The organism is Micromonospora sp. CP22 (assembly GCF_009712475.1).
Classification (GTDB): Bacteria; Actinomycetota; Actinomycetes; order Mycobacteriales; family Micromonosporaceae; genus Micromonospora.
Window position 1 is genome coordinate 124285 of record NZ_VCJO01000007.1, and the last position, 24387, is coordinate 148671.

General features: G+C 70.7%; 17 protein-coding genes. 8 read left to right on the plus strand and 9 right to left on the minus strand.

Annotated elements, in window-relative coordinates:
* Positions 1-34: 34 nt before the first annotated feature.
* A complete protein-coding gene (locus tag FF096_RS14650) occupies positions 35-1060 on the minus strand; it encodes a phosphatase PAP2 family protein (protein ID WP_155218372.1) in 1026 nt (341 codons plus the stop codon).
* Between the two features lie 115 nt (positions 1061-1175).
* Between FF096_RS14650 and FF096_RS14655 the strand changes: the two genes are divergently transcribed.
* Positions 1176-1580 (plus strand): thioesterase family protein, encoded by a 405-nt coding sequence (locus tag FF096_RS14655; protein ID WP_155218374.1) that lies wholly within the window; start codon positions 1176-1178, stop codon positions 1578-1580.
* Positions 1577-2413, plus strand: a complete 837-nt coding sequence (locus FF096_RS14660; RefSeq protein ID WP_155218376.1) for an MBL fold metallo-hydrolase — start codon at positions 1577-1579, stop codon at positions 2411-2413. The genes FF096_RS14655 and FF096_RS14660 overlap by 4 nt, the downstream gene beginning before the upstream one ends.
* 79 nt (positions 2414-2492) lie before the next feature.
* Here the strand turns inward: FF096_RS14660 and FF096_RS14665 are convergent, their stop codons facing one another.
* Positions 2493-3428 (minus strand): PfkB family carbohydrate kinase, encoded by a 936-nt coding sequence (locus FF096_RS14665; protein WP_155218378.1) that lies wholly within the window; start codon positions 3426-3428, stop codon positions 2493-2495.
* Between the two features lie 395 nt (positions 3429-3823).
* On the opposite strand from FF096_RS14665, the gene FF096_RS14670 reads away from it, so the two are divergent.
* Complete coding sequence (locus tag FF096_RS14670) at positions 3824-4939, plus strand: lytic polysaccharide monooxygenase (protein WP_309223319.1); 1116 nt, start codon at positions 3824-3826, stop codon at positions 4937-4939.
* 112 nt (positions 4940-5051) lie between these two features.
* Here FF096_RS14670 and asnB read toward each other — a convergent pair whose 3' ends face one another.
* Positions 5052-7013, minus strand: a complete 1962-nt coding sequence (gene asnB / locus FF096_RS14675) for an asparagine synthase (glutamine-hydrolyzing) (protein ID WP_155218380.1) — start codon at positions 7011-7013, stop codon at positions 5052-5054.
* A 121-nt stretch (positions 7014-7134) separates the two neighbouring features.
* Between asnB and FF096_RS14680 the strand changes: the two genes are divergently transcribed.
* From FF096_RS14680 to FF096_RS14690, 3 genes are all read left to right on the plus strand, one after another.
* Positions 7135-8601 carry an aminopeptidase P family protein gene (locus FF096_RS14680; RefSeq protein ID WP_155218382.1) on the plus strand — a complete coding sequence of 489 codons (1467 nt, stop codon included), beginning with the start codon at positions 7135-7137 and terminating at the stop codon, positions 8599-8601.
* Positions 8602-8958: 357 nt separating this feature from the next.
* The gene (locus tag FF096_RS14685; protein WP_155218384.1) at positions 8959-10671 is read left to right on the plus strand and encodes a right-handed parallel beta-helix repeat-containing protein; all 1713 of its coding nucleotides are present in this window, start codon (positions 8959-8961) and stop codon (positions 10669-10671) included.
* 349 nt (positions 10672-11020) lie between these two features.
* Complete coding sequence (locus tag FF096_RS14690) at positions 11021-12673, plus strand: hypothetical protein (protein WP_155218386.1); 1653 nt, start codon at positions 11021-11023, stop codon at positions 12671-12673.
* 114 nt (positions 12674-12787) lie between these two features.
* On the opposite strand, the gene pulA is transcribed toward FF096_RS14690, so the two are convergent.
* The 5 genes from pulA to FF096_RS14715 all read right to left on the minus strand — a co-directional run bounded on the left by pulA (position 12788) and on the right by FF096_RS14715 (position 21357).
* Entirely contained in the window at positions 12788-18277 is a 5490-nt protein-coding gene (gene pulA / locus FF096_RS14695; RefSeq protein WP_155218387.1) for a pullulanase-type alpha-1,6-glucosidase, read from the minus strand.
* 199 nt (positions 18278-18476) lie between these two features.
* Positions 18477-19175, minus strand: coding sequence for a cellulose binding domain-containing protein (locus FF096_RS14700; protein WP_230462611.1), 699 nt, complete (start codon positions 19173-19175; stop codon positions 18477-18479).
* A gap of 91 nt (positions 19176-19266) precedes the next feature.
* The gene (locus FF096_RS14705; protein WP_155218390.1) at positions 19267-20118 is read right to left on the minus strand and encodes a cellulose binding domain-containing protein; all 852 of its coding nucleotides are present in this window, start codon (positions 20116-20118) and stop codon (positions 19267-19269) included.
* Between the two features lie 152 nt (positions 20119-20270).
* Positions 20271-20660 (minus strand): hypothetical protein, encoded by a 390-nt coding sequence (locus FF096_RS14710; RefSeq protein ID WP_309223320.1) that lies wholly within the window; start codon positions 20658-20660, stop codon positions 20271-20273.
* Between the two features lie 37 nt (positions 20661-20697).
* Complete coding sequence (locus tag FF096_RS14715) at positions 20698-21357, minus strand: hypothetical protein (protein WP_155218393.1); 660 nt, start codon at positions 21355-21357, stop codon at positions 20698-20700.
* A 19-nt stretch (positions 21358-21376) separates the two neighbouring features.
* On the opposite strand from FF096_RS14715, the gene FF096_RS14720 reads away from it, so the two are divergent.
* Entirely contained in the window at positions 21377-21565 is a 189-nt protein-coding gene (locus FF096_RS14720) for a hypothetical protein (RefSeq protein WP_196222528.1), read from the plus strand.
* Here the strand turns inward: FF096_RS14720 and FF096_RS14725 are convergent.
* Positions 21562-23238 (minus strand): right-handed parallel beta-helix repeat-containing protein, encoded by a 1677-nt coding sequence (locus tag FF096_RS14725; protein ID WP_309223321.1) that lies wholly within the window; start codon positions 23236-23238, stop codon positions 21562-21564. The two genes, FF096_RS14720 and FF096_RS14725, sit on opposite strands and share 4 nt — an antisense overlap.
* Before the next feature lie 450 nt (positions 23239-23688).
* Here FF096_RS14725 and FF096_RS14730 point away from each other — a divergent pair, with 450 nt between their 5' ends.
* On the plus strand, positions 23689-24345 hold the full coding sequence (locus FF096_RS14730) for a C39 family peptidase (protein ID WP_155218399.1): 657 nt from the start codon (positions 23689-23691) through the stop codon (positions 24343-24345).
* Positions 24346-24387 lie beyond the last annotated feature (42 nt).

Below are 24387 nucleotides of genomic sequence, written 5' to 3' on the forward strand. Positions count from 1 at the left end.
TCCGACGGTCAGAGCGTGGTTGAGGAGGCGCTGTTCAGCGTGGGGTGGGAATGGCGGGCGGCGACGCGGGCACCTCGTCAACGGCGGGTGGGTCGGTCGCGGTGCGGCGGGCCTTCCGGCGGGCCCACCAACGTTCGGCCCAACCGACCACCAGGAAGGTCATCCCGACGTACGCCCAGCCCACCAGCACGTCGATCACGTAGTGCTCGCCGCTGTAGACCAGGGTGAAGGTCATCGCCAGCGGATAGGCCAGCAGCAGCGGCCACCAGCGCAGCCGGACGCTACGCAGGAAGAACAGCACGACGAACAGGGCGAAGGCGGTGTGCAGCGACGGCATCGCGGCCACCGGGTTCGAGGCCAGTTGACCGGCGTTGAGCAGGTTGCCCGCCCCGTGCATGCCGAACGCCTTCCAGCCCCGGGTGGAGATCCGGGCGACCTCCTCGATCAGCCCGTTCTGCGCCGCCCACCAGGGCGGTGCGGCCGGGTAGAGGAAATAGGTGATCAGGCCGGTGGCGCAGAGGAAGAACCAGCGGCGCATGAACGCCGCCCACCGGCTGCGCTCGCGCATCCAGAGCACCGCAGCGGCGGCCAGCGCCGCCACGAAGTGTGAGAAGTACACCCAGCTGACCAGGACGTCCCACCAGCGCACCTGCGGGTGGTAGAGGTGCTGCTGCAACCAGACGGTCGGCACCTGGCCGTCCATGGCCCAGCCGAACATCAGGCGGTCCGCCAGGATCAACTCGTAGGCGTGCGGCACGGTCCCGTCGTGGTAGGCGAACCCCCGGGACAGGTTGTAGGCCACCAGCAGCAGCACCACCGGCACCCAGTCCCGGGCGAAGCGCAGGTGGCTGCGCCACGGACGATTGGAGTGCCAGGCGATGGTGCCGGCCCAGATCCAGAAGAACGCGTACACCGGATCGGTGGGCAGGCCGATGACGAGCCAGCCCACCACGAAGGCGACGCCCCAGACCGACATGGCGATCACGCGGCGACGCCCGCCGTCGCGCGGGGCGGGCGGCTCGGCCGAGGCAGAGGGCTGGGGGTCGGTCATGGCAGACATCGCGGACAAGGTTAGCGGCGACCTGCGTACGACCCGACGCAGGAGCACCTGCGGCGTCGTGGCGCATCTGCCCGGCCGCGTGGTCCGGGTCTCCGCGAGCACCTACGCTGTGCCCATGCGGGAGCAACCGGATCAAGCCCTGGCCCCGGGTCTGACCGCCCGGGTCGAGTTGACCGTCACCGACGCCGACACCGCTCAGGCGCTCGGCTCGGGTGACGTCCCGGTGCTCGGCACACCACGGGTGCTGGCCCTGGCCGAAGCGGCGACCGTGGCCGCGACCGCCCGTGACCTGCCGAGCGGTGCCACCACCGTGGGCACCCGGGTGGCGTTGGCGCACCTGGCCGCCACCCCGGTGGGCCGTACGGTCGTGGCGCAGGCCCGGCTGACCGAGGTCGACCGTCGCCGGTTGGTCTTCGAGGTCGACGTCACCGAGGGCGGGCAGACGGTCGCCGAGGGGCAGGTGGAGCGGGTCCTGGTGGACCGCGCCCGGTTCGTACAACGCGCCGGTGCCGCGACATGACCACGGTGGGCCGGTTCGTCGAGGTCGCCGACCGGGTGTTCGTGCTCCGTGAGCCGGTGCTCGCGGTCAACGTCACGCTGGTGCTGGGCGACGGCGCGGCGCTGCTGGTCGACACCCTGTCCACCACCGGTCAGGCGGCCGAGCTGGCCACTGCGGTACGCGCGGTCACCACTGACCCGCTGACGCTGGTGAACACCCACCACCACTTCGACCACTGCTTCGGCAACGCCGCCCTGGCCGGTGAGCCGCCCCGGCCGGTGTGGGCGCACGAGCTGGCCGCCGTGGCGATGCGCGACGAGGCGGACCGGTTGCGCCGCGAGGCGTACGCGGAGCTGCACCCCGGGCATCCGGAACTCGCCGCCGAGGCGGCCGGCACCGAGCTGCTGGCACCCAGCCATACCGTGCGTACCGAGGCGGTCCTCGACGTCGGTGGCCGGCGGGTGGTGCTGCGTCATCCCGGGCGGGGCCACACCGACGCCGACCTCGTCGTGCAGGTGCCCGACGCCGATCTGCTGGTCGCCGGTGATCTGGTCGAGCAGGGCGGTCCTCCGGCGTTCGAGGACTCGTACCCGTTGCAGTGGCCCGACGCGCTGGCCGAGTTGTCGCGGTCGATCTCACCGTCGACGGTGGTCGTACCCGGGCACGGCGACCTGGTCGACGCCGAGTTCGTCCGGGCCCAGCACGCCCAACTGGTGGACTTGGCCTGGCTGATCCGGGCCGGGCACACCGGCGGCGCGCCGCCGGAGCGGGTCGCCGCCGACGCTCCGTTCCCGGCCCGTCCCGCGCTGACCGCCGCACGACGTGGCTACGCCGAACTCGACGGCACCGCCTGAGCCCGTCGGCGCGGCGAGCCCAGGCGGGCCGGGTCGCCGCGACCGGTGGTGTCGGGGCTGGCGGTGTCGGGGCCTGCGGTCAGTCGCCGTAGCGCTGCCGCACCTCGGCGCGGGTGGGCATGGCGACCGCCCCACCGGGACGCTCACAGACCAGACCGGCGACCCGCAGCGCGTAGCCGACCCGGGCGTGCCAGCCGGACGGCTCGACCGGCTCGCCGCCGGTCAACAGGTCGGCGACCAGAGCGGCCATCACCGAATCGCCCGCGCCGGTGGCGTCCACGGCGTCCACCTTCGGCGCGGGTACGCGTACCGGATCGGCGTCCGCGGCGGCGACCACCGCGCCGGCGGCACCGAGGGTGACCACGACGGTGGCCGCGCCAAGTTCACGGAGGTAGACCGCCACCGACTCGACCGGCTCGCCGGGATAGAGCAGTTCCGCGTCGGCGGCACTGAGCTTAACCAGGTGCGCTCCGGCGGCGAACTCGGCGACCACCTCGCGTAGCTCGCCCAACGCCTGCGGACCGGTCAGCAGCCGGGGCCGCACGTTGGGGTCGAAGACCCGCAGGCCCGCAGCCGCCGCCCAGGCCCGACGGGCGGCGGCCAAGGTCCTCGGCGCCAGCAGCACGATCGAACCGCAGTAGACCACGTCGGCACCCGCGACCAGCGTCACCTCGAGCTGGTCGGGTCCGAGCAGCGCGTAGGAGGGCGGCTCGCCGTAGAAGCGGAAGTCCGGCTCCGCGCCGGAGAAGGTGGCCACGGCCAGCGTGGTCGGCACCGCCACGGTGACCGCACCGGCGAGCCCGACCTGTTCGGCGGTCAGGAAGGCGCGGATCCGGTCGGCCAGCACGTCGTCGCCGAGCGATCCGACGAACTGCACCGCGCCACCGAGCCGGGCGACACCGACGGCGACGTTCAGCGGTCCACCACCGATCGCCTGCCGGTAGACCGGCGCGCCGTCGCACTCGGCGTCCAGCAGGTCGACGAGCGCCTCGCCGAGCACCACCGCGTATCCCATCGTCAGGTCCTTCCGTCTGCCGTACGTGATGCCCAGGCTGGCACAGCGGATGTGTGCGGGGCGTGGAAGCCACGGTATTGGCGCGGCCTGGGCGCGGCGAACCAGGTCCGTTTCACACATCGAGATGCGGCTATTGCGTCAACCGGACCGACATGGTGGGATGAGGATGCCGGATGGCGCGGGGCTGCGCGTCCACCGGCGCCGGGCTTCACATCGCGCGAGGGCATTCACGCGTCGACACTCCGCTGGCGACAGCGTGCCGGTTGGGTCATCGTCCCCATCCGCACGGTCGCCGCGTAGTCGTATTCGCCCGCAGTAGCGGGGGCGACATCCCGCCACCCGCGCGTTCGGCAGGGCGCACCTACTGGGTTGCGCCCTGCGAGTCAGGAGAACCCGTGAACCGTCCACGCTTGGCCGCGCTGATAACCGCGGCTTTCACTTTTCTCGCGGGGGCGGTCGTTGTGACCGCCAGCCCCGATCCGGCGTCCGCGCACGGCGCGGCGATGACGCCGGGTGCCCGCACCTACCTGTGTTGGCGCGACGGTCTCACCCAGACCGGTGAGATCCGGCCGAACAACCCGGCCTGCGCCGCCGCCGTCGCACAGAGCGGGACGAACTCGCTCTACAACTGGTTCAGCGTGCTGCGTTCGGACGCCGGTGGCCGGACCACCGGCTTCATCCCGGACGGTCAGCTGTGCAGCGGCGGGGCCACCGGCTTCCGCGGCTTCGACCTGGCCCGCAACGACTGGCCGCTGACGCACCTGACGGCCGGGCGCACCATGGAGTTCCGGTACAGCAACTGGGCGCACCACCCGGGCACGTTCTACTTCTACGTGACCCGGGACAGCTGGAGCCCGACCCGGGCGCTGGCCTGGAGCGACCTGGAGGCCCAGCCGTTCCTGACGGTGACCAACCCGCCGCAGCGCGGTGCGGTCGGCACCAACGACGGCCACTACTACTTCACCGGCACCCTGCCGTCGAACAAGAGCGGCCGCCACATCATCTACTCCCGGTGGGTCCGCTCGGACAGCCAGGAGAACTTCTTCGGCTGCTCCGACGTGGTCTTCGACGGTGGCAACGGTGAGGTGACCGGCATCGGTGGCAACCAGACCACCCCGCCGCCGAACCCCACCACGCCGCCGCCGAACCCGACCACGCCGCCGCCGAACCCCACCACGCCGCCGCCGAACCCGACCACCCCGCCCCCGGGCAACGGTGGCTGCTCGGCCACCATCAAGGTGACCAACAGCTGGTCCGGTGGCTTCCAGGGTGAGGTCGAGATCAAGAACACCGGCAGCTCGGCGCTGAACGGCTGGACCGCGAACTGGACCTGGCCCAGCGGTCAGCAGATCAGCCAGGTCTGGAACGCCACCCACACGGCGTCCGGATCGTCGGTGACGGTCAGCAACGTGTCGTACAACGGCTCCCTCGGGGCCAACGGCAGCACGACGTTCGGCTTCCTTGCCAGCGGCAGCGAAGCGACGCCAACCGCAACCTGCACCAGCAGCTGATCACCAGCAGCACGAAGGGGGCCCCGCTCGGGGCCCCCTTCCGCTTGTCCGCTCCGGGTCTGGGCGCTCGACGTCCGTCCGCTCAGCGCACCACGGAGTCCTTCCGCTCCGGTCAGCGCACCATGGAGCCGACGACGGGCTTGGTCAGCAGGGCCGACTGGTTGCGCTGGATGCCCGGGTCGAGGGTCTTCGCGACGAAGATGGCGTGCCAGATGCAGAAGATCAGCACGGTCCACACCTTGCGGGAGTGGTCCGCCTCCTCCCGCTTGTGCTCCTCCAGCAGCCGCAGCGCGTACGACAGGTCGAGCAGGTCACCGGCGCCGGAGGTGGAGAGCACGTGCCGGGCCCACTCGTACATCTCGCCCCGCAGCCAGACCCGGGTCGGGGTCGGGAAACCCAGCTTCTTGCGGTTGACGATGGCCGGCGGCACCACACCCTGCAACGCCTGACGCATGGCGTACTTGGTGGCGTCGGAGCGTGGCGGCAGCTTCAGCTCGACCGGGATCTTCGCCGCCACCTCGAACACCGCCCGGTCGAGGAAGGGCACCCGCACCTCCAGCGAGTGCGCCATGGAGATCCGATCCGCCTTGACCAGGATGTCGCCGCGCAGCCAGGTGTAGAGGTCGACGTACTGCATCTTGGTGACGTCGTCCAGCTCGGTGCACTCGGCGTAGATCGGCGCGGTCACGTCGGTGTAGCGCACCGAGGGGTCGTAGCGGCGCAGCAGGTGCTGCTTCTCCTCCTCGGTGAACATCCGGGCGTTGCCGTAGTAGCGCTGCTCGATCGGGGTGGTGCCGCGCTCCAGGAAGCTCTTGCCCTTGACGCCCTGCGGGATCGCCTTGGAGACCGCCCGCAGGCCCTTCTGCACCCCACCGGGCAGGCCGTTGACGCTGCTCAGCGAGAGCGGCTCCCGGTAGATCGTGTAACCGCCGAAGAACTCGTCCGCACCCTCGCCGGAGAGGACCACGGTGACGTGCTCGGCGGCCTTCTTGGCGACGAAGTAGAGCGGCACCAGCGCCGGGTCGGCGACCGGGTCGTCGAGGTGCCAGACGATCTTCGGAAGCGCCTCGATCATGTCCTGCGGACCGATCTTGGTGGGGATGGTGGTCACGTCGAGGTGGCGGGCCGACTCCTGGGCGACGTCGATCTCCGAGTACCCGGGCACGTCGTAGCCGACGGTGAAGGTGAGGATGTTCGGGTTGAACTCCCGGGCCAGCGCCACCACGGCGGTCGAGTCGATCCCGCTGGACAGGAACGAGCCGACCGGCACGTCCGAGCGCATGTGCATGCGTACGCTCTCCCGCAGCGTCTCCCGGATCTCCTGGTAGAGCTTCTGCTCGTCGGCGACCGGAGCGGGCCGGAATACCGGCTGGTACCAGCGGCGCACGTCGATCCGGCCGCCCGGGGTCCAGGTGAGGTACTCCCCGGAGCCGATCCGGCTGATCCCCCGGTGCAGGGTGCCGGGCTCGGGCACGTACTGCAGGGTCAGGTAGTGGCTGAGGTTGGCCGTGTCGACCCCGGCGTCCCCGGCGTACGCCGACTGGGCGAAGGGCAGCAGGGCCTTCTTCTCCGAGGCGAGGTAGAGCCCGTCGCCGGTCTCCAGGTAGTGCAGCGGCTTGATGCCGTAGTAGTCCCGGGCGCCGAACGCGCGGCGCTGCTGGCGATCCCAGATGACGAAGGCGAACATGCCCCGCAGCCGGGTGAGCACCTGCTCGCCCCAGTAGTGGTAGCCGGCGACGATCACCTCCCCGTCGCCGTTGGTGGCGAACCGGGCCCCGAAGTCGCGGATCAGCTCCTCGCGCAGCTCGATGTAGTTGTAGATCTCGCCGTTGAAGGTCAGCAGGTAGCGCCCGTCGGCGTAGGGCAGCGGCTCATGGCTGAGTGCGACGTCGATGATCGCCAACCGCTTGTGGGCGAACACCCCGTCCGCGTACCGGCCGGAGGCGTCGCCGACCACCTCGACCCCGGTCTCGTCCGGGCCGCGATGGTGCAGGCATTCCAACGCCGCAGCGATGTTGTCGCGGTGGGCGGCGGCATCGCCACGTGCACTGAAGAAAGCCAGGAGTCCGCACATGTCCGTCATCTTTCCACGGGTGCCCGACGGCCGTCGCGGCACTGTCGGGGTCACCGGTGGGTCGCCCCGGGCGGGGTTCGCGGTACCGTCGGCACCAGCAATGAGGCGAAGGGAGCGGGGCATGTCCGAGGAACGCAAAGACGGCACCGAGTCGCACGATCCGGACTTCCCACCGGCGTTCCTGTCGTTCATGCGGCAGGGCTGGCGGGACACCACCTTGCCGGTCGGTCCCCGGCCGGAGGTGCCGAACTACGCCAAGCGTCGGGCCGCCCTCTCGGCGGCCTTCCCGGGCGAGACGCTGGTGATCCCCACCGGCGGTGAGAAGGTACGCGCCAACGACACCGAGTACCGGTTCCGGCCGGGCAGCGACTTCGCGTACCTCACCGGCGACCACGACCCGGACAGCGTGCTCGTGCTACGGCCGAACGGCTCGGGTCACGACGCCACGCTGTACATGCGGCCCCGCTCGTCGCGGGAGAACGACGAGTTCTTCCGCAGCCGCCACGGCGAACTGTGGGTGGGTCGGCGACACACCCTCACCGAGAAGTCGACCGAGTTGGGCCTGCCCACCGCCGACCTGACCGAGCTGGACGCGGCACTGGCCGGGCTGGCCCCCGCCCGGACCCGGGTGCTGCGCGGCTTCGACGCGCAGGTGGACGCCGCGGTGCGGCCCTGGGACGGCCCCCGCGAGGAGGGGCAGCCGGCCCGCGACCGCGAGCTGGCCATCGCCATCGCGGAGTTGAAGCTGGTCAAGGACGAGTGGGAGATCGCCCAGCTTCAGGAGGCGATCGACGCCACGGTGCGCGGCTTCGAGGACGTGGCCCGGGTGCTGCCGGCCGATCGCGGCGTCTCCGAGCGGCTGCTGGAGGGTGTCTTCGCGCTGCGGGCCCGGCACGACGGCAACGACGTCGGTTACGGCTCGATCGTCGGCGCCGGTGAACACGCCACGATCCTGCACTGGGTGCACAACCACGGTGTCACCCGACCAGGTGAGCTGCTGCTGATGGACATGGGCGTGGAGGGGCGCAACCTCTACACGGCGGACGTGACGCGGGTGTTGCCGGTCAACGGGCGGTTCACCCCGCTGCAACGCCAGGTCTACGACATCGTGTACGCGGCACAGCAGGCCGGCATCGACTTCATCAAGCCGGGGGTGGCGTTCAAGGACGTCCACCGCACCTGCATGCGGGTGCTCGCCGAAGGGCTGGCGGACTTGGGGCTGCTGCCGGTGAGCGTGGACGAGGCGATGGACGACTCCTCCACCGTCTACCGCCGGTGGACGCTGCACGGCTTCGGGCACATGCTCGGCATCGACGTGCACGACTGCACCAACGCCCGGAAGGAGATGTACCGCGACGGCACCCTGGGCGAGGGGTACGTGCTCACCGTGGAGCCGGGGCTGTACTTCCAGCCGGAGGACGAGCTGGTACCGGAGGAACTGCGCGGCATCGGCATCCGGATCGAGGACGACGTGCTGGTCACCAACTCCGGCGCGGTCAACCTGTCGGCGGGGCTGCCCCGCCAGGCCGACGAGGTGGAGACCTGGTTGGCCGAGCAGCGTGAGGCCGGGCCACGACTGCCTGGCTGACCGAAGCGTCCGGCTGATCGGGCGACACGCACAGCAGACACGAGCAGCAGGGCGGGCCCCCGCCGGAGCGACGACACTGTCGCCTCGGCGCGGGGCCCGCCCTCGTCTGCCTGGGTGCACGTCCACCCACCCCCGGCCAACGCGTTCACGATCCGCTCAACCGCTTTCGACCGGATCCCGCGAGATGACACGCTGATGCCCGATCAGGTGCCAATGCGGGGGTATTTCGGATTCATCCTTCTCGCGAGGAACATTCTCATACGGTGGTCATCAGAGGGCTGCAAGACGTTTGTAGCAGCTCGCACCCATTCGTGCGGTGCGGGCCAGTCTGGTAGCAGGAAAGGGCGGAAGGCTCTGATGTCTGATGACGTGACCACTTCCTACGGTGGGCCGCCCCCGGCTCCACCACCCCCGGCACCGCCGGGGCTTCGACGGCGAAAACTGTGGCTGACCGCGGGCGTCGCCGGCCTGACCGGCGTCGTCGGTCTGGCCGCCCTGGGCGGGGTGGCCGCCCGCGACGACCGACCCGGCACATCGGGCCGGACGGACGCGCAGTCCAACGCCCGGCAGAATGTCAGCGACACCGGCAAGGCCGAGGCGGCCGAGGGCCGCGACGCCAAGGACGAGGCAGCCGGCGACCGGGTCGGCCGCAAGGACGGCGACGGCAGGAAGAACGGCGGCGGCGAGAGCAGGGCGCACGAGGTTCCCTGCGACACCGACAAGCTGATCCAGGCGATCGTGCACGCCAACCAGAACCACGGCGGCGTGCTGAACCTGGCCCGGCACTGCACGTACGAGCTGACCCGCAGCGACGGTGGCAACGGGCTTCCGGTGATCACCAAACCGATCACCTTGACGGGTGAGGACAGCAAGCTCGTCCGGGCCGCGAACGTCGAGCGGTTCCGCATCCTCAACGTCGGCCGCGGCGGTCACCTGACCCTGAAGGGTGTGACGGTCAAGGGCGGCCAGACCACCACCGGCATGATGCTCGCGGCACCCGCCACGACCTGGAACTTCGACGTGGCGACCTCGACCCCGGCCACGGCTGCCGGGGCGAAACCCACGGCGACCGCGGCCAAGCCGACGGCCAAGGCGGCGGCCAAGCCGACGACCAAGGCGGCACCAGCCAAGGCGGCGTCGGCGGCCAAGGAAGGCAGCGCCGCAGTGGACGTCGGCGGGCCGAGCATCGCCGCCGACGGCGTCGACGGGGGCGGCATCCTGGTGCAGCGCGGCGGCACCGCCGACCTGGTGGACAGTCGGATCGTGCAGAACCAGGCCAGCCGCAACGGAGGCGGCATCGCCAACTACGGCACCACCACGATCCGCACCAGCACGGTCGAGCAGAACAACGCCGGCTCTTTCGGCGGTGGTGTGTTCAACCTGGGCACCCTGCGGGTCGAGGAGTCGAGGATCGTCTACAACTCCTCGGGCAGTGGGGGCGGCGGCATCGCCAACGGCGCCATCCCCAACGGCGGCGCCGACACGGGCGGCACGGTCTGGATCTGGAAGAGCACGATCAGCCACAACCGGACCGGGGTGCTGGGCGGCGGCGTCCTGCTCAACGGCGGCGACACCACCGCGGTGCAGAGCCAACTGACCGACAACACCAGCAGCGTCGACGGCGGTGGGTTGATCGCCATCGGTGACAGCCGGGTGAGGCTGGAGCACGTACTGGTCACCCGGAACTTCGCCGACGACGACGCCGGTGGGCTGGGCTTCGCCCAGGACGCCATCGCCGTCATCACCGACAGCACCCTGACCGAGAACGCGGCCGGAGTCGGCGGAGCCGGGGGCCTGTTCAACGACGGGGCTTCGGTGACCCTGAAGGACTCCGAGTTGCGGGCGAACCAGGCATTGGGAGCGATCGGCCTGGCCGGCGGCATCGTCAACCAGGGCGGCGTGACCACGCTGATCCGGACCAATGTGATCGACAACGTCGCCAACAACCAACCTGGCGGCATCTACACCGACAACGACCAGGTGGAGATCGACAGGCAGTCTGCGGTCACCGGGAACCGCCCGACCAACTGCGTCGGCAGCCCGGTCATCCCGGACCGTTGCTTCGGCTGATCGTCGGTCGACCAGCGATACAGGACAGCACCACCACATAGAGAGGGCTCCTCCGCGCTGCTCGACGGTGCGGAGGAGCCCATCCTGTTGCCTGGCCCGCTCACCCCCGCCCGGGTCGACCGCTGCTGATCCGAGCGGGTCCGGGCGGAAGCCACCGGTGCGTACCGGTCACCGCTGCCCTGGGGTCACTGACCATCCGCGTACCTAATGTGGGGTTATTTCGGATAAGGGCCTGAGGCGAGGAACCTTCTCATACGGTGTTTCTGGGAGCTACAACCGATTTGTAGCAGGGGACGCTCGCCTGTGCGTGACGACCCTGTCTGGTACGACGAGAGGGCAGAGAGCTCCGATGTCCAACTTCCTAGCTAAGAACAACGCCAGCGAGCCGGAGGCGACGCCCAAGCGGCGCCGCAAGCTCTGGCTCGCCAGCGGCGTCGCCGGGCTCACCGGCGTGGTCAGCATCGCCGCCGTCGGTGTCGCCACCGGCGCCGGCGCGGTCGGCACCGACGGTCTCCGCTGGTCCACCGCCCAGCAGGTCAGCAGGGACGGCGACCAGAGCGCGGAGGCGACCGCGACACCCGAGGGACACAAGGGCAAGCGGGACGACCGTGCCGGAGGCGACCACGGTGGCAAGCGCGGTGAGGACCGCGGCAAGGACGTGCCCTGCGACAGCGACAAGCTGATCCAGGCACTCGTCTACGCCAACGAGAACCACGGTGGCGTCCTCAACCTGGCCAAGGGCTGCACCTACACCCTGACCCGGTCCGACTCGGTAGACGGGACCGGCCCCAACGGCCTGCCGGTGATCACGGAGAACGTCGTGCTCAAGGGACACGACACCAAGATCGTCCGGGATGCCACCGCCGAACAGTTCCGGATCCTCAACGTCGGACGCGGTGGGAACCTGACCGTCAAGGGTCTGACGATCAAGAACGGCCAGACCACGGCGCTGGCGGTCGCCGGTGACACGCCGGAGGCGATCTGGTCGCGGTTCTCCAACTCGGTGGAGGCGACCAAGGCCGCCGAGGCGAAGAAGGAGTACCTGTCGCTGCTCCAGGCCAAGCCCAAGGGCATCGCGCTCAAGGCCAAGGCCCAGAGTGCGCCGTCGGTGCTGGCCGACCCGGAGTCCAACGACGGTGGTGGCGTCCTCGTGCAGCCCGGCGGCACCGCCTCCTTCGAGGAGACGCACATCGTCGCCAACCAGGCCGGGGGCGTCGGTGGCGGTCTGGCCAACTTCGGTAAGGCCAGCCTCTACCACACCACGGTCGCCGACAACACCGCCTTCCTCTACGGCGGCGGCATCTTCAACGCGGGCGTGCTGCGGGTGACCGAGTCGACCGTGCGCAACAACGACGCGATCATCGGCGGTGGCGGCATCGCCAACGGTGCCGCGTTCATCTTCCGCGAGGACATCGACGGTGGCACCGCCTGGATCGAGAAGACCGAGGTCACCACCAACGAGGTGCTCGGCTTCGGTGGCGGTGTGCTCGACATCGAGGGCAACACCACCGTGCGGCAGTCCAAGGTCATCGGAAACACCGCGGTCCTGGCCGGCGCCGGGGTCACCGCGGCCGGCGATGACAGCACGCTCGAACTGTCCCAGGTCGAGATCGCCAAGAACACCACGGCCGGCGTCGGCGGCGGCTTGGGCCTCGGCTTCGGTGCCATCGCCAACGTCGAGGAAACCAAGATCGTCGAGAACAAGGCGGGCTTCTTCGGTGGCGGCGTGTTCAACGGCACCGGTGAGGCGACCTTCCGCAACAGCGAGATCAGCGGCAACCGGGCCGTCGGTCCGCTGGGCGTCGGCGGCGGCATCTTCACCGTCGCCGGTGTGATCGACCTCGAGAAGACGCGGGTGGCGCACAACTTCGCCACCCTCCCCGCCGGGGGCGTCTTCAACTTCGTCGGCACGGTGAACCTGGACGACAAGTCGGCCATCACGGCCAACAAGCCGACCAACTGCGCCGGCAGCGTCACCGCGATCACGGGATGCTTCGGCTGATCGTGATCTGACCGGCTTCGCCGGACTGAGGGGACGGGACTTCGGCCCCGCCGGGACCGATCCAGACGGATCGGACCGGCGGGGCCGGAGCACGTTCTGACTCGTGGTGCCGGGCTACCGCTGGACGAACACCGCCACGCTGCGCGCCGGTACGGTGAACGTGCCGCTGGACCGGTCGAAGGTGGCGGTACGCAGCACCGGGTCGGCCGAGGAGCGCAGCACCGGATGCAGCGACACGTCCGCCCCGCGCAGCCCGGTCACCCGCTGGGTGGCGGCCTCCGGGGTGGCGTTGAAGACCACCGTCACCGACGTCCACTGCCCACCGAGCCCCCGGGCGTCGAGGGTCATGGTGAGCACCCCCGGGGTCTCGTCCACCCCGGACAGCGGGAACGCCACCCGCTGCTGCACCTGCTTCGCGGTGGGTAGCCCGAAGACCGGCGACGAGGCCCGGATCCGCAGCAACTCGGCGTAGCGGGCATCGGTCAGCTCGACCGCCGCGCAGTCCGGCACCAGCGTCGGATCAGCCAGCAACGGCTGCGCGTACGGCCACTTGTCCCGGTTGTCCTCGGCCGGTGGCAGCCCGACGCCGAAGCCGTTGCCCTGGGCGCAGTCCCACCGGATCTGGTTGAAGTGGTCCCCGGAGTTGTACGAGTTGCGGTCCAGCGACTTCGACCGCAGCCGCTCCGTGCCGGTGGTGACGAAGCCGGCGCCCTGGCTCATCACCACGGTACTCAGCGCCAGCACCTGCATCCGGGCCCGATCCGTGGCCGAGGTGGCCTGCGGCAGCTTGTAGGCCAGCGCGTCGTACAGGATCTCGTTGTCGTGGGCGTCGACGTAGGTGACCGCCTCCCCCGGCGCGGCGGTGTAACCGGCCGGTGAGCCGTTGTAGTCGACCTGCGCGCCGGTCACCACCCGCCCCGACGAGTCGGTGAACCGGTAGTCGCGCAGGTTACCGGTCAGCCCCACCTTGACCAGGTCGTGCTGGTGCAACAGACGGGCCCGCTGCTCGGCGGCCGAGCCGTTGACCGGATCGCCGTTGGGGTCGGTGAAGAGGCCGGAGGCGAAACCCTGCCGGCGCGGGTTGTCGTCGAACGGACCACCGCCACGCACCGCGTCACGCAGCCGGTCGTTGAAGGTGCCGATCCCGGTACCGGCCATGTTGGCCTGGGTGGCCTGCACGAACCGGGCGTCGTCGGCCACCTCGCCGAAGTTCCAGCCCTCGCCGTAGAGCAGGATGGCCTTCCCGTCCACGCCGTCGCGGGCCACCGTCAGCTTGTCCAGCGCGGCGCGTACGGCCAGGATGTTCGCCTTCGGGTGATGGCCCATCAGGTCGAAGCGGAACCCGTCCACCTTGTACGCCTTCGCCCAGGTGACCAGCGAGTCCACCACCAGCTTGCCCATCATGGCGTGCTCCGGAGCGGTGTTGGCGCAGCAGGTGGAGGTGGCCACCGTGCCGTCGTCGAGCAACCGGTGGTAGTAGCCGGGGACGATCTGGTCCAGCACCGACCTCGGGTCGGCACCGGCGGCCGAGGTGTGGTTGTAGACCACGTCCATGACCACCCGCAGGCCCACCCCGTTGAGCCCGGCCACCATCTGCCGGAACTCGGTGGTCCGCCCGGCACCCTGCGGGTCGACCGCGTACCCGCCCTCGGGGACGGTGTAGTGCAGCGGGTCGTACCCCCAGTTGTAGCCGTCGGTCTCCTTCACCGCGGCCACGCACTCCTGCTGCCGAGGCGAGTCCGACGGCATCGCGGCCAGGTCGCAGTCCGGCTGCCGCTGGTCGGCCCGCCGCTCCGGGATGGTGGCGAAGTCGAACGCCGGCAACAGGTGCAGGTGGGTCACCCCGGCGTCGCCGATCGCCTTCAGGTGCCGCATCCCGGCGGTGGTCGGGTCGGTGAAGGCGAGGAAGGTGCCCCGCCGCTGCGCCGGCACGGTCTCGTCGGCGATGGAGAAGTCCCGCACCGACAGCTCGGAGATCTGCACCTTCGCCGGGGGCACCGCCGCCGGTTTGCGCAGCCGCGTCCAGCCCGCCGGGGCGAGCGTCGGGTCGGTGAGGTCGACGATCTGACTGTGCGTGGAGTCCGCCGCCAACGCCACCGAGTACGGGTCGGTGACCGAGGCGGTGACCATCTGCTGCGTCGCCGGCTGCCACGCCTGCACCCGGTAGCGGTAGTACCTGCCGGTCCAGGAGCGCTGCCCGCGTACCGACCAGACACCGGTGCGGTCGTCCCGGCGCATCGCCACCGGCCGCGCGGTGGCCGTCGGCGAGTCGTACAGCTCCAGCGACACCGTCCGGGCCGTCGGCGCCCAGACCGACAGGGTCGGTACGCCACCGGTGAACGTGGCACCGAGCCGGGCGGAGGTGGCCGGTGCGTACACGTCGTCGAGCACGCCGGGCAGTTGCACGCCGGTGGCCCCGAGCAGGGTGCCGTCGGCGGCCCGCTCGGTCACCAGCACCTGCCCGCGCAGCGCCGCCGGCACCTTGGCCAGGTCGCGTCGGTCCAGGGTGAACGCCCGGTGGTCCCACAGGTGCGGGAAGGCCGTGCGCTGGGCCTCGGTGAGCCCGTTGCGCTGCGCGGTCAACGGCAGTTCGGTGTACGCCCCGACCAGCTCGCCGTCGACCACGCGCACCCCGCCTCCGGCTGCGCTCACCAGCGTGTACGACCGGCCGTCGGTGGGTCCGGTGCGCCAGGCGACGGTGGACCTGTCGATCCAGTGCGCCCGCTGTCTGCTGATGTCGGTGTCCGCAGCGGCGCCGGTGGCGGTCGGCGGGAGCAGCCGGCCCGGTGTCGCGGCGAGCAGCCAGACCTCCCGGCCGGTGTCGTCGAAGTCGAGCCGCTGGTCCTGCGGCAGGTCCTTCTCGTCACCGGAGTGGATGATGTAGCTCAGTCCGGTCGCCCCCTCGGCCAGCGGCACCCGGAACTGTGCGCCGAAGGAGTCGACCCGGGTCGGCGGCATCGGCGTCGCCCAGTCGGTGGGGGTGGCCGCGCCGTCCCACAGGTGCAGGCCCCAGCCGTCGTAGTCGCCGTCGGGTCGGTGGTAGTGGATGACCGCGACACCCTCCTCGACCGGCGGGGCGGGTGCGCCTGCGGCCTCCTCCCGGCTCAGGTATGTCGCCGGGTCGCCCTGCTTGACCCAGACCTCGCCGGTCTGTGTCACGTCCACGGTCCGGTCGTTGTCGACGTCCTTGTTCCCGTCGGCGTCGACCACCAGGAAGCCGACGGTCTTCGCCCCGGGCTTGAGTTTCACCCAGGCGAACCGCCCGTACGCGTCGGTGCCCGCGAACGGTTGTCCCTGCGGCCACTCGGTGGCGTACGCCGGGTCGATGTCACCCCACGCGTACAGCCCCCAGTCGTCGTAGTCGCCGTCGGCACGCTGGTGGTGGACCACCAGCCAGTCCCGCGACGAGCCGGACAGTTCGGGGGTGCCCACGCTGGCGGTGGCGCGGGCGGACGCGGTGCGGCCCCGACCGTCCTGGACCACCGCCTTGTATTCGATCTTCGTACCGGCGGCCAGGCCGGTCAGGTCGTGGTGCACCGTGTACGGCGCACGCTGGGCGGAGCCGAGCAGCGTCCACTTCCCACCGGAGACCCGGGCCGCCATCGTCACGCGGGCCAGCGGGTCGCCGGTGACCTGGGCGGTGACCGCCGCGCGGGTGGCCGGCACGCCGACCGGGGCGATGGTGATACCCGGTTTGGCGTCGGGCAGCGCGACCGTCCGGCCCGCCCGGTGCACCACCGCCGACAGTGGCGGCACGGTCAGGGTCAGCTTCCCGTCACCGGTGGCGACCGGTCGGGCGGTGCTGCCGTAGACGCCGGTGAAGGTGGCACCGGCCGTCCAGGTGTCCACGGTGACGGACTGCGCGGTCGTGGCGTTGTTGACCGCCACCAGGTACTCGGTGCGGTCGCCCGGATCGATCCGGGAGAAGGCGAAGACGCCGGGCCCGTCAGCCGCGTGCCGGGTGACCTGCACCCCGTCCCGCAGGGCCGGGTGAGCCTGACGCAACCGGCCCAGGTCGGCGATGGTGCGGTAGAGCGGGTGGGTGCGGTCGAACTGGTCGACCGCGTGGGTGCGGTCGGTGCCGAGCAGATCGTCGTCGAGGTAGTCGGCGGTACGCGAGGCGAACATCGGTTGTCGGGCGTCCTTGTCGCCGCCGGCACCGGTGAAGCCCTGCTCGTCGCCGGAGTAGATCACCGGCTGGCCCCGGGTGAGGAACATCAGCTCGTGGGCGAGCTGGTCCCGACGCAGGTGGGTGGCCGGGTCGGTGGGGCCGTTGGCGATGAACGAGCCGATCCGGCCCATGTCGTGGTTACCGAGGAAGGTGGTCAGCCGACCGGCGTGGGTGTCCCGGGCCGCGTAGAGGTCGTCCCGGGCGTACAGGTCGGCCAACGTCGCCGCTGACCCGCCGTTGGCGGTGTAGTCCCGCGCCGCCTCCTGGAAGCCGAAGTCGAGCGTGGCGGGCAGCCCGCCCTGCCGTACATAGCTCGACGCGATCTCCGGATCCGCGCTGTACACCTCACCGAACATGAAGAAGTCCTTCGTGCCGGCCCGGGCCGCCGCCTGCTGCACCCCCTGGCTGAACCTCGGCCAGAAGTCCATGTTGACGTGCTTGACCGTGTCCAGCCGGAAACCGTCGACCCCGGTGTCCCGTACCCAGTCGGCGTAGATCTTCGTCATCCCCCGGACCACCTCGGGCCGCTCGGTCCACAGGTCGTCGAGGCCGAAGAAGTCGCCGTACTCGCTGTTCTCCCCGACGAAGGTCGAGTCACCACGGTTGTGGTACATCGTGGGATCGTTCAGCCACGCCGGGACCTTGACCTTGGCGTCGGCCGGGGTCTTGAAGGTCGGGGTGTACGGGAAGGAGTCGGCGTTGACCGTCGGGAAGTCCCGACTGCCGTCGGCGTAGTTGCGGTCCTCGAACGCCCGGCCCCGCGCGTCGCGGTAGGGCGCGCTCGCCTTGTCGACGTAGCCGTACCTGTCCTCGGCGTAACTGATCACGTCGGCGGTGTGGTTGACGATGACGTCGAGGTAGACCTTGATGCCGCGCCGGTGGGCGAGCTGCACCAGCCGCTTCAGGTCGGCGGCGCTACCGAAGTGGGGGTCGACCTGGGTGAAGTCGGTGATCCAGTAACCGTGGTAGCCGGCCGACACGTCGTCGCCCTCGCCCTGCACCGGCCGGTTCTTGAAGACCGGGGCGAGCCAGATGGCGGTGGTGCCCAGCCCTTCGATGTAGTCGAGTCGCTCGATCAGTCCCTTGAGGTCGCCACCCTGGTAGAACCCCTTGTCCGTGGGGTCGTACCCGGTGCGCAGGCGGTCCCCGGTGAGGCCACCCCGGTCGTTACGGGGGTCCGCGTTGGCGAACCGGTCCGGCAGCACGAAGTAGAACTGCTCGGCCCCGCGCTGGCTGCGGCCGGCGTCGAGCAGGGCGGCGGCGGAGGGTTCGGCGTGCCAGGTGACGGCCCCGGTGGGGCTCGGTTCCCCGGTGGCGGCGGGTCGACCGGCCGCCCCGGCGGCAGTCACCGCGACCGGCGTGCCGACGAGGGTGACGGTGAGCAGGAAGACGAGGGCGAGCAGGGTCGTGCGCGATGTCGGCGGGGGTTTCATCGACGGCCTTCCTCTGGCAGCTGATTGGCCCGCACGCTAGCCCTTGCCGAAAGGTTCTGCAATACCTTGCAAACGTTCCCGTAACAAAGCAGACGTTTGCGCAAGTCGGTCCGTCCGCCAGCCGCGAACCGGGTACCCGAAAGTCACCGAGCGCACGCCGACGACCGCCGCCGGTCGGGCGGTCTTGGCACGCGTGCCCCTACACGCCCCGGCAGGCACGTCCGGAGACGTCGCACCGCGCCGGCCGGGAGCCGGCCGACTCGATATGGAACCGCAGGTGGACCGAGGATCCCCCGGCCAGTTCAGGACCGCTGCGATAGGTCAGCGTCCCACCGGCACCGCTGAACGTCCCCTGTGGCACACCTTCCAACCAGGCGGTCACCACCCGCCCGCCCGGATACTCCACGCGCGCCACCCAACCCAGGTCACCTCGGGAGGTGTTGTGGATCAGCACCTCGGCGATGAAGCCACCCTGGAAGACCTGCAAGACCTGGTAACGGGCGTCGAGCGGAGCGGGCGGCGGCGGCGCTGTCGTACGCGACGGCTTGGCGGGCGGCGCGGCCTGCGACGGTGACGACGTGGTGGGCATCGCCTCGGCAGTGGCGCTCGGCGGGTCGGTCCGGCGCGGGGACAACCCCGGCACCACCGGCGGCGGTGACGCCGACGCGTGATACCCCGCCGACGAGGCGCGCTCGGGCATCGGCGCGGCGGCCACCGGCGGCTGCCCCGGCGGCACCGGTTGGAAGTCCGGCCCGGGGCCCCGGTACGCGCCGACCGCGATGACCAGCAGCACCACCATGATGACGACCCCGACCGACACCAGGATCCACGGTGAGGAAGCCACAGCGGTCGAGCCGGGCGGCGGGAACTGGCGGGGAGCGCGACGCATACCGGACATGTCTCTCCTCAGCGGGCAGCCCGGCAAGCGTAACGATCTTCAGCCACGGCGGAAAGTGCCCGACGAATGACCATCTGTCCGACCCGACCGGTCAGTCGATCCCACAGGGTGTTCCGTTGACCGTGCACTGTGCCGGGTACTCCCCTCCCCCGATACGCGTGAAGCGCAGGTAGACCGACTGCTGGGCCCCGGCGGCGAGCTGTCCGGTCCCGCTGAGCCGATACCACCCGACACCTCGGATGGTCACCGCCACGCCCGGACCACTGGAAGCACGGATACCGGTGACGCCGCTGGCGAAGCGCAACTCGACCTGCCAGTCCTCCGCCTGCCCGGTGCCGTTGTGGACCACCATCTCCGCCTCGAAGTGGCCCGCGCCGCTGCCCTGCACCTGGTAGCTGACCGTGAGCGCCCCGGCCACCTCGAACGCGGCCGTCGGCGCGGACGCGCTCGGGGACGCGCCGGCTCCGGTCGGTGCGGGCGTCCCGCTCGGCGAGGCACCGGTCGACGGCGTCGACGTCGCACCCGACGTGGGCGAGCCGGTCGACGCGCTCGGGGTGAGCGAGGTCTTCGGGGTCTGCGAGGTGGACGGGCCGGTCGAGGTGGTCGAACGAGCCGCCGACTCCCCGCCCTCCCCAGCCGGTGTCGGCAGGGCGATCGGCGGACCCGGCGACCAGGCCGTCGGCTGCTCGGGACCACGGAACGACAGGAGCGCGACCACCAACAACACCGCCAGGACCGCGACGCCCGCCAGCACCATCACCCAGGGCGCGGAAGCGACCATCCTGGACAGCGCGCGGCCGGACGTCGCCCGGTCACCGACGGCGTCACCGAGCCGGTCACCGGCGGCCTCGTCGTCATGGTCGCCGACGACGGCACGGTTGCCGTCGCCGTACTGGTCACCGGTGGCATCGTCGTTGGCATCACCGGACGGCCGCACTGACATTGATGTCCCCACTCGTCGTCGCCGACGGGCAGCCTAGTCACGCCGACCCGGGGTGCGAAACGGGCAGGTGTCGAAGCCGTCCGACCCGGCGGACGGACCGGACACCTCGCCGCCCACCGCTGACCGGTTGCCGTCGCGTCCTGACCGGCGGCTCATCCCGTACGCACGACAGTGCAGATCAACGGCCCGTCGTCGGTGCTGCGCAGCAGGTAGCGGTAGCGCTCGCCGGGCACCTGCCGACCCTGGCTGTCCAGGAACTCCCAACGCACCGCCACCTCCACGAGCAGCGCGGACACCTGCTGCACCTGCTCGATGTCCGCGTGCGCCGCGACGAGTTCACGCTCGGTGTAGTCCGGCGCGGCACCCACGAAGGACAGCGCCACGGCGGCGGTGGAATTGAACGAGAAGCTGTAGGTGTCGGCCACCACCAACCCGGGCAGGGCGTAGCAGCCGGCGATCGCCGGCAGGTCCCCGACGGTCAGCGCCACGCCGTACCGGTCGAAGAAGTCGGTCAACGTGTCGAGATCGGTGGAAGCAGTCACACCGCAAGCAATTGCCGGCGCGCGGTCCGGTGAAACCTCACCGGGATGGGATCCGCACCTCGATCTCGCTGCCCAGCCGGGCGTCCCCGTGCAGTCCCAGGTCGTCGCCGCTCCAGAACCGGCCCGGGTCGTACCAGTTCGGTCGCCGTCCCGTCGGCAGCAGCCCCATCGCCTCGTAGGTGACCGCGACGACCTCCGCGCAGTACGCGGTCTCCAGCGCAAGGTCCCGCGACGCGGGCTCGCGCCGCCGGGTCGTCGGCAACGGCAGTCGTGGCGAGGGCACCCGACCCCGCAACCACCGCCAGGCCAGCTGGGCGGTGGAGGGAAACGGTGTGCCGTCCAGGCGGGCGATGGTGCGCAGCACCGCCCGCTCCATCTCCTCGTCGGCCGGCGGCTCCAACTGGCGCAGCCAGCCACGCTGGCCGTACCGGTTGGCCCAGACGCAGACCGCGTCCCGCAGGTCGTGCAGCTGCACGCCACGCTGGTGGGTACCGGTCCACAGATCCGGCAGCGACCGGCCCAGCTCGGCGTGCCACAGCAACGGCGGCATGTCGTCCAGCACCACCGCCATGCCCACGTGGTTGACCGGGCTGTTGGTGGTCAACTGGATGGCTCGGTCGGGCACGCTGCGGCCCCGGAAGACCCACAGATCGCCGGTACGGGTCAGCTCCACCGCCTCGTCCAGGCTGATGCTCATGGAGGACTACCCTAAGCGGATGCGGCAAAGGGTGCGGTGGTGGAAGGTCCTCGGCTTGGCCGGTCTGGCCGGTGTCGCGGCCACGGGCGTGGTGGTCGCCCGGGCGGAGCGCCGACGGCGCGCGTACACCCCGGAGGAGATCCGGGCCCGGTTGCGTGACCGGCACGCGGAGGCCAGCTCGATCTCCCCGGCCGACGAGGTCGGTTAGTCGACCTCGGCGTGGTTGCGGTCCCAGCGACCACCGACGGGTCGGCTGTCCAGGCGCAGCGGCCCCTCGACGTTGCCGGCGAGGTCGTTGTCCTCGACCCGGCACGAGACGCAGGAGCCCCGATCGCTGACCCACAGGCCGTAGCTCTGCGTCGGTTCGTCGCGGTTGTCCCAGATCCGGTTGCCGCGCACCATCGCCGACTCGAAGCGGGAGTTCACCGCGATGCCCGCCCGGACCGGTGTCGCCGGTGGCAACTCGTAGCGTGCCCCGGGCGGCGGCACGTTCTCGTTCCAGGCGATCGACGCGTCCGGCCGCAGGTCGGCCAACTCCAGCTCCATCTCGCTGTTGCCGATCACCAGCGCCACCCGGGATCCCACCCGGAGCACCTTTCCCCGGTGCCCGTCGGGCTGCCAGGTCGCCGTCCGGTCCGACACGGCGCGCCGCGAGTAGCGCACCGACTCACCTGAGCCGGTGGCCGCCGGCGCGCACTGTCGTCCGTTGCTCCGGATCCGGTTGTTCGTCACCGTGGCGTCGATCATCGGCCGGTCGACCCGGATCCCGTCGAGTCCGTTGTCCCAGAAGTCGTTGCTGTCGATCACCACGTCCGACGTCGGGCCCTGATAGCCGTTGCCCAGGTCATGCTGGCGATATCCGTACCAACCGTTGCCGCTGATCCGGTTGCCCCGGATCGTGTACGGCCCGGGGGTGTTGCCGACGCTGATCCCGTCGCGGACGTTGCGGTCGATCACGCAGTCACTGACGATGCCACCTCGACCGGCGATGCCCGCCGTGCCCTTGGCGGAGACGTCGAAGCCGGCCTCCAGGTTTCCGGTGAGCGTGCAGGCGGAGACGATCAGACCGTCCGCGCCCCAGTCCGAGATGCCGAACCGGTTCGCCTGGCTGTGGCAGCCGATGATGCGGTACCCGCGCGGCGGCGTCCAGTACGGCTTCTGCAACTCAAGGAAGATCCCGTTGGTGCCGTTGCCGAGCGTGGTGCAGTTGCTGATGGTGCACCGCTCCACCTCCCCCCAGCCGCCGATGCCGATGCCGATGCCCGCGCCACCCATCTCCTCGCCGTTGTCCAGTCGGCCACAGCCGACGACCACCACGCCGTCGATCAGGCTGTCCTGGAGGAAGTCACAGCCGAGGCCGGTGGCACCGGTGTGGTGGATGTACAGATTGCGGAAGACGCCGCGCACGACGTACTGCAGGCCGAGCCCCTTGGCCAGATAGCTGTACGCCACCATCGCCACGCCGGAGCCGTCGATCTCGAAGTCGGCGAAGGTGCAGTCGGCGATGTGCCGATCCCGGTCGGCACCGTGCTGCACGGTGGTCCAGAAGGCCAGCGGTGTCGGATCTGCCCGGTTTCCCTCGTTGCTCAGCATGAAGCGGGTGGCTCCCGGCCCGGCACCGATCAGTGACACCCCGCTGCGCCACACCGTGCCGGCGTCCCGGATCGAGTAGATCCCGGGCGGACAGTAGATGACCCGTGCCCGACCGTCGGCGGCGTACCCCTCACCGAGTTGGTCGACCAGCGCGGCCAGTGCCGGTTGGTCGTTGGTCACCCCATCGCCCTGAAGTCCGAAATCCCGGGCGTCGCACCACAGCGGCGCCCCGGCGACCGGTGGTGACGGGCGTTCGCGGGTGGCGATGGATCGATCCTGCTGCCCCACGGACCTCTCCCCTCGGTCGTGACCTGCTGCCCGCCCGGCTTTCCCCGTCGCCACGGCCGGAAACGCCGGGCGGCGGCACTGGGACAGCCCCGGCGGAGATGCCCGTCCGACATGGTTTGTCGGGTTATGTGCTGATATGCGGTGACCGGGGTCACCCCACGGGCGGAATCGGGGCCCCGGCGCGGTCGCTGTACATGGGGTAACCGCGAGCGCCGCCGAGCGCGGCCCTCGACCCGGCGGGAATGACCCCCCACCGCCGGTCGTTACATTTCCCGTACGCCGGAGCCGCCCCCCTCACCACGAGGCCCCGGCCCCCGGGGAATGACACCGGCACGCCCGGCGTTGACCACCCCGGACGCCACGCAAGTCTTCTCCCTTTCACGCGAGGCCCACCCGCATCCCCCATCGCGGGCAGCGGCCGCGTACCCCCGACGAAAGGTGTAGATCATCATGGCTACCACCATCCTGCGTAAGACCGCTCTGACCATCGCCGCTGCCGCCGCCACCGCCGGTGGTATCGCCGGACCCGCGATCGCCGCCCAGGCCGCCCCCGCGACCAAGCCGGTCGTGCAGGTGCAGGCCGAGCGCAAGCCCGGCGGCGAGCGCCAGCTCGACGTGCGCTACCAGGCTCAGGACACCTTCTACTACTGCGGCCCCGCCGCCACCCGTAACGCCCTGTCCGTGCAGGGTAAGGACATCGACCAGCACGACATGGCCAAGCGGATGGGCACCACCGAGGCCGGCACCGACTCCATCAACGACATCACCCCGGTGCTGAACAAGGAGACCGGCAAGGACGTCTACAAGTCGGTCGAGATCCCCGGCGCCAAGGCCGACGCCAAGCAGATTGAGAAGCTGCGCGAGGACGTCGTGCGTACGGTGGACGCCGGTCGGGCGGTCGTCGCCAACATCGCCGGCACCGCCACGGACACCGACGGCGTCGTGCACAGCTTCGAGGGCGGCCACTACATCAGCGTCGTGGGCTACCGCGACAACGGCGACCTGGTGAAGATCGCCGACTCGGCCGACCCGAACCAGGCCTCCTACTGGATGACCACCAAGGACCTGGCCAACTGGATCGCCACCCGTGGCTACGCCACCTCCTGACCGACCGAACACCACGAAGGGCCGACCCCACCGGGGTCGGCC

Excerpts from the sequence above, each read along its gene's own strand:
- asnB (WP_155218380.1), bottom strand. The coding sequence starts at position 7,013 with ATGTGCGGACTCCTGGCTTTCTTCAGTGCACGTGGCGATGCCGCCGCC.
- FF096_RS14690 (WP_155218386.1), top strand. The coding sequence starts at position 11,021 with ATGTCCAACTTCCTAGCTAAGAACAACGCCAGCGAGCCGGAGGCGACG.
- FF096_RS14720 (WP_196222528.1), top strand. The coding sequence starts at position 21,377 with ATGCGGCAAAGGGTGCGGTGGTGGAAGGTCCTCGGCTTGGCCGGTCTG.
- FF096_RS14685 (WP_155218384.1), top strand. The coding sequence starts at position 8,959 with ATGTCTGATGACGTGACCACTTCCTACGGTGGGCCGCCCCCGGCTCCA.
- FF096_RS14715 (WP_155218393.1), bottom strand. The coding sequence starts at position 21,357 with ATGAGCATCAGCCTGGACGAGGCGGTGGAGCTGACCCGTACCGGCGAT.
- FF096_RS14650 (WP_155218372.1), bottom strand. The coding sequence starts at position 1,060 with ATGTCTGCCATGACCGACCCCCAGCCCTCTGCCTCGGCCGAGCCGCCC.
- FF096_RS14665 (WP_155218378.1), bottom strand. The coding sequence starts at position 3,428 with ATGGGATACGCGGTGGTGCTCGGCGAGGCGCTCGTCGACCTGCTGGAC.
- FF096_RS14680 (WP_155218382.1), top strand. The coding sequence starts at position 7,135 with ATGTCCGAGGAACGCAAAGACGGCACCGAGTCGCACGATCCGGACTTC.
- FF096_RS14660 (WP_155218376.1), top strand. The coding sequence starts at position 1,577 with ATGACCACGGTGGGCCGGTTCGTCGAGGTCGCCGACCGGGTGTTCGTG.
- FF096_RS14705 (WP_155218390.1), bottom strand. The coding sequence starts at position 20,118 with ATGTCAGTGCGGCCGTCCGGTGATGCCAACGACGATGCCACCGGTGAC.
- FF096_RS14700 (WP_230462611.1), bottom strand. The coding sequence starts at position 19,175 with ATGTCCGGTATGCGTCGCGCTCCCCGCCAGTTCCCGCCGCCCGGCTCG.
- pulA (WP_155218387.1), bottom strand. The coding sequence starts at position 18,277 with ATGAAACCCCCGCCGACATCGCGCACGACCCTGCTCGCCCTCGTCTTC.
- FF096_RS14730 (WP_155218399.1), top strand. The coding sequence starts at position 23,689 with ATGGCTACCACCATCCTGCGTAAGACCGCTCTGACCATCGCCGCTGCC.
- FF096_RS14655 (WP_155218374.1), top strand. The coding sequence starts at position 1,176 with ATGCGGGAGCAACCGGATCAAGCCCTGGCCCCGGGTCTGACCGCCCGG.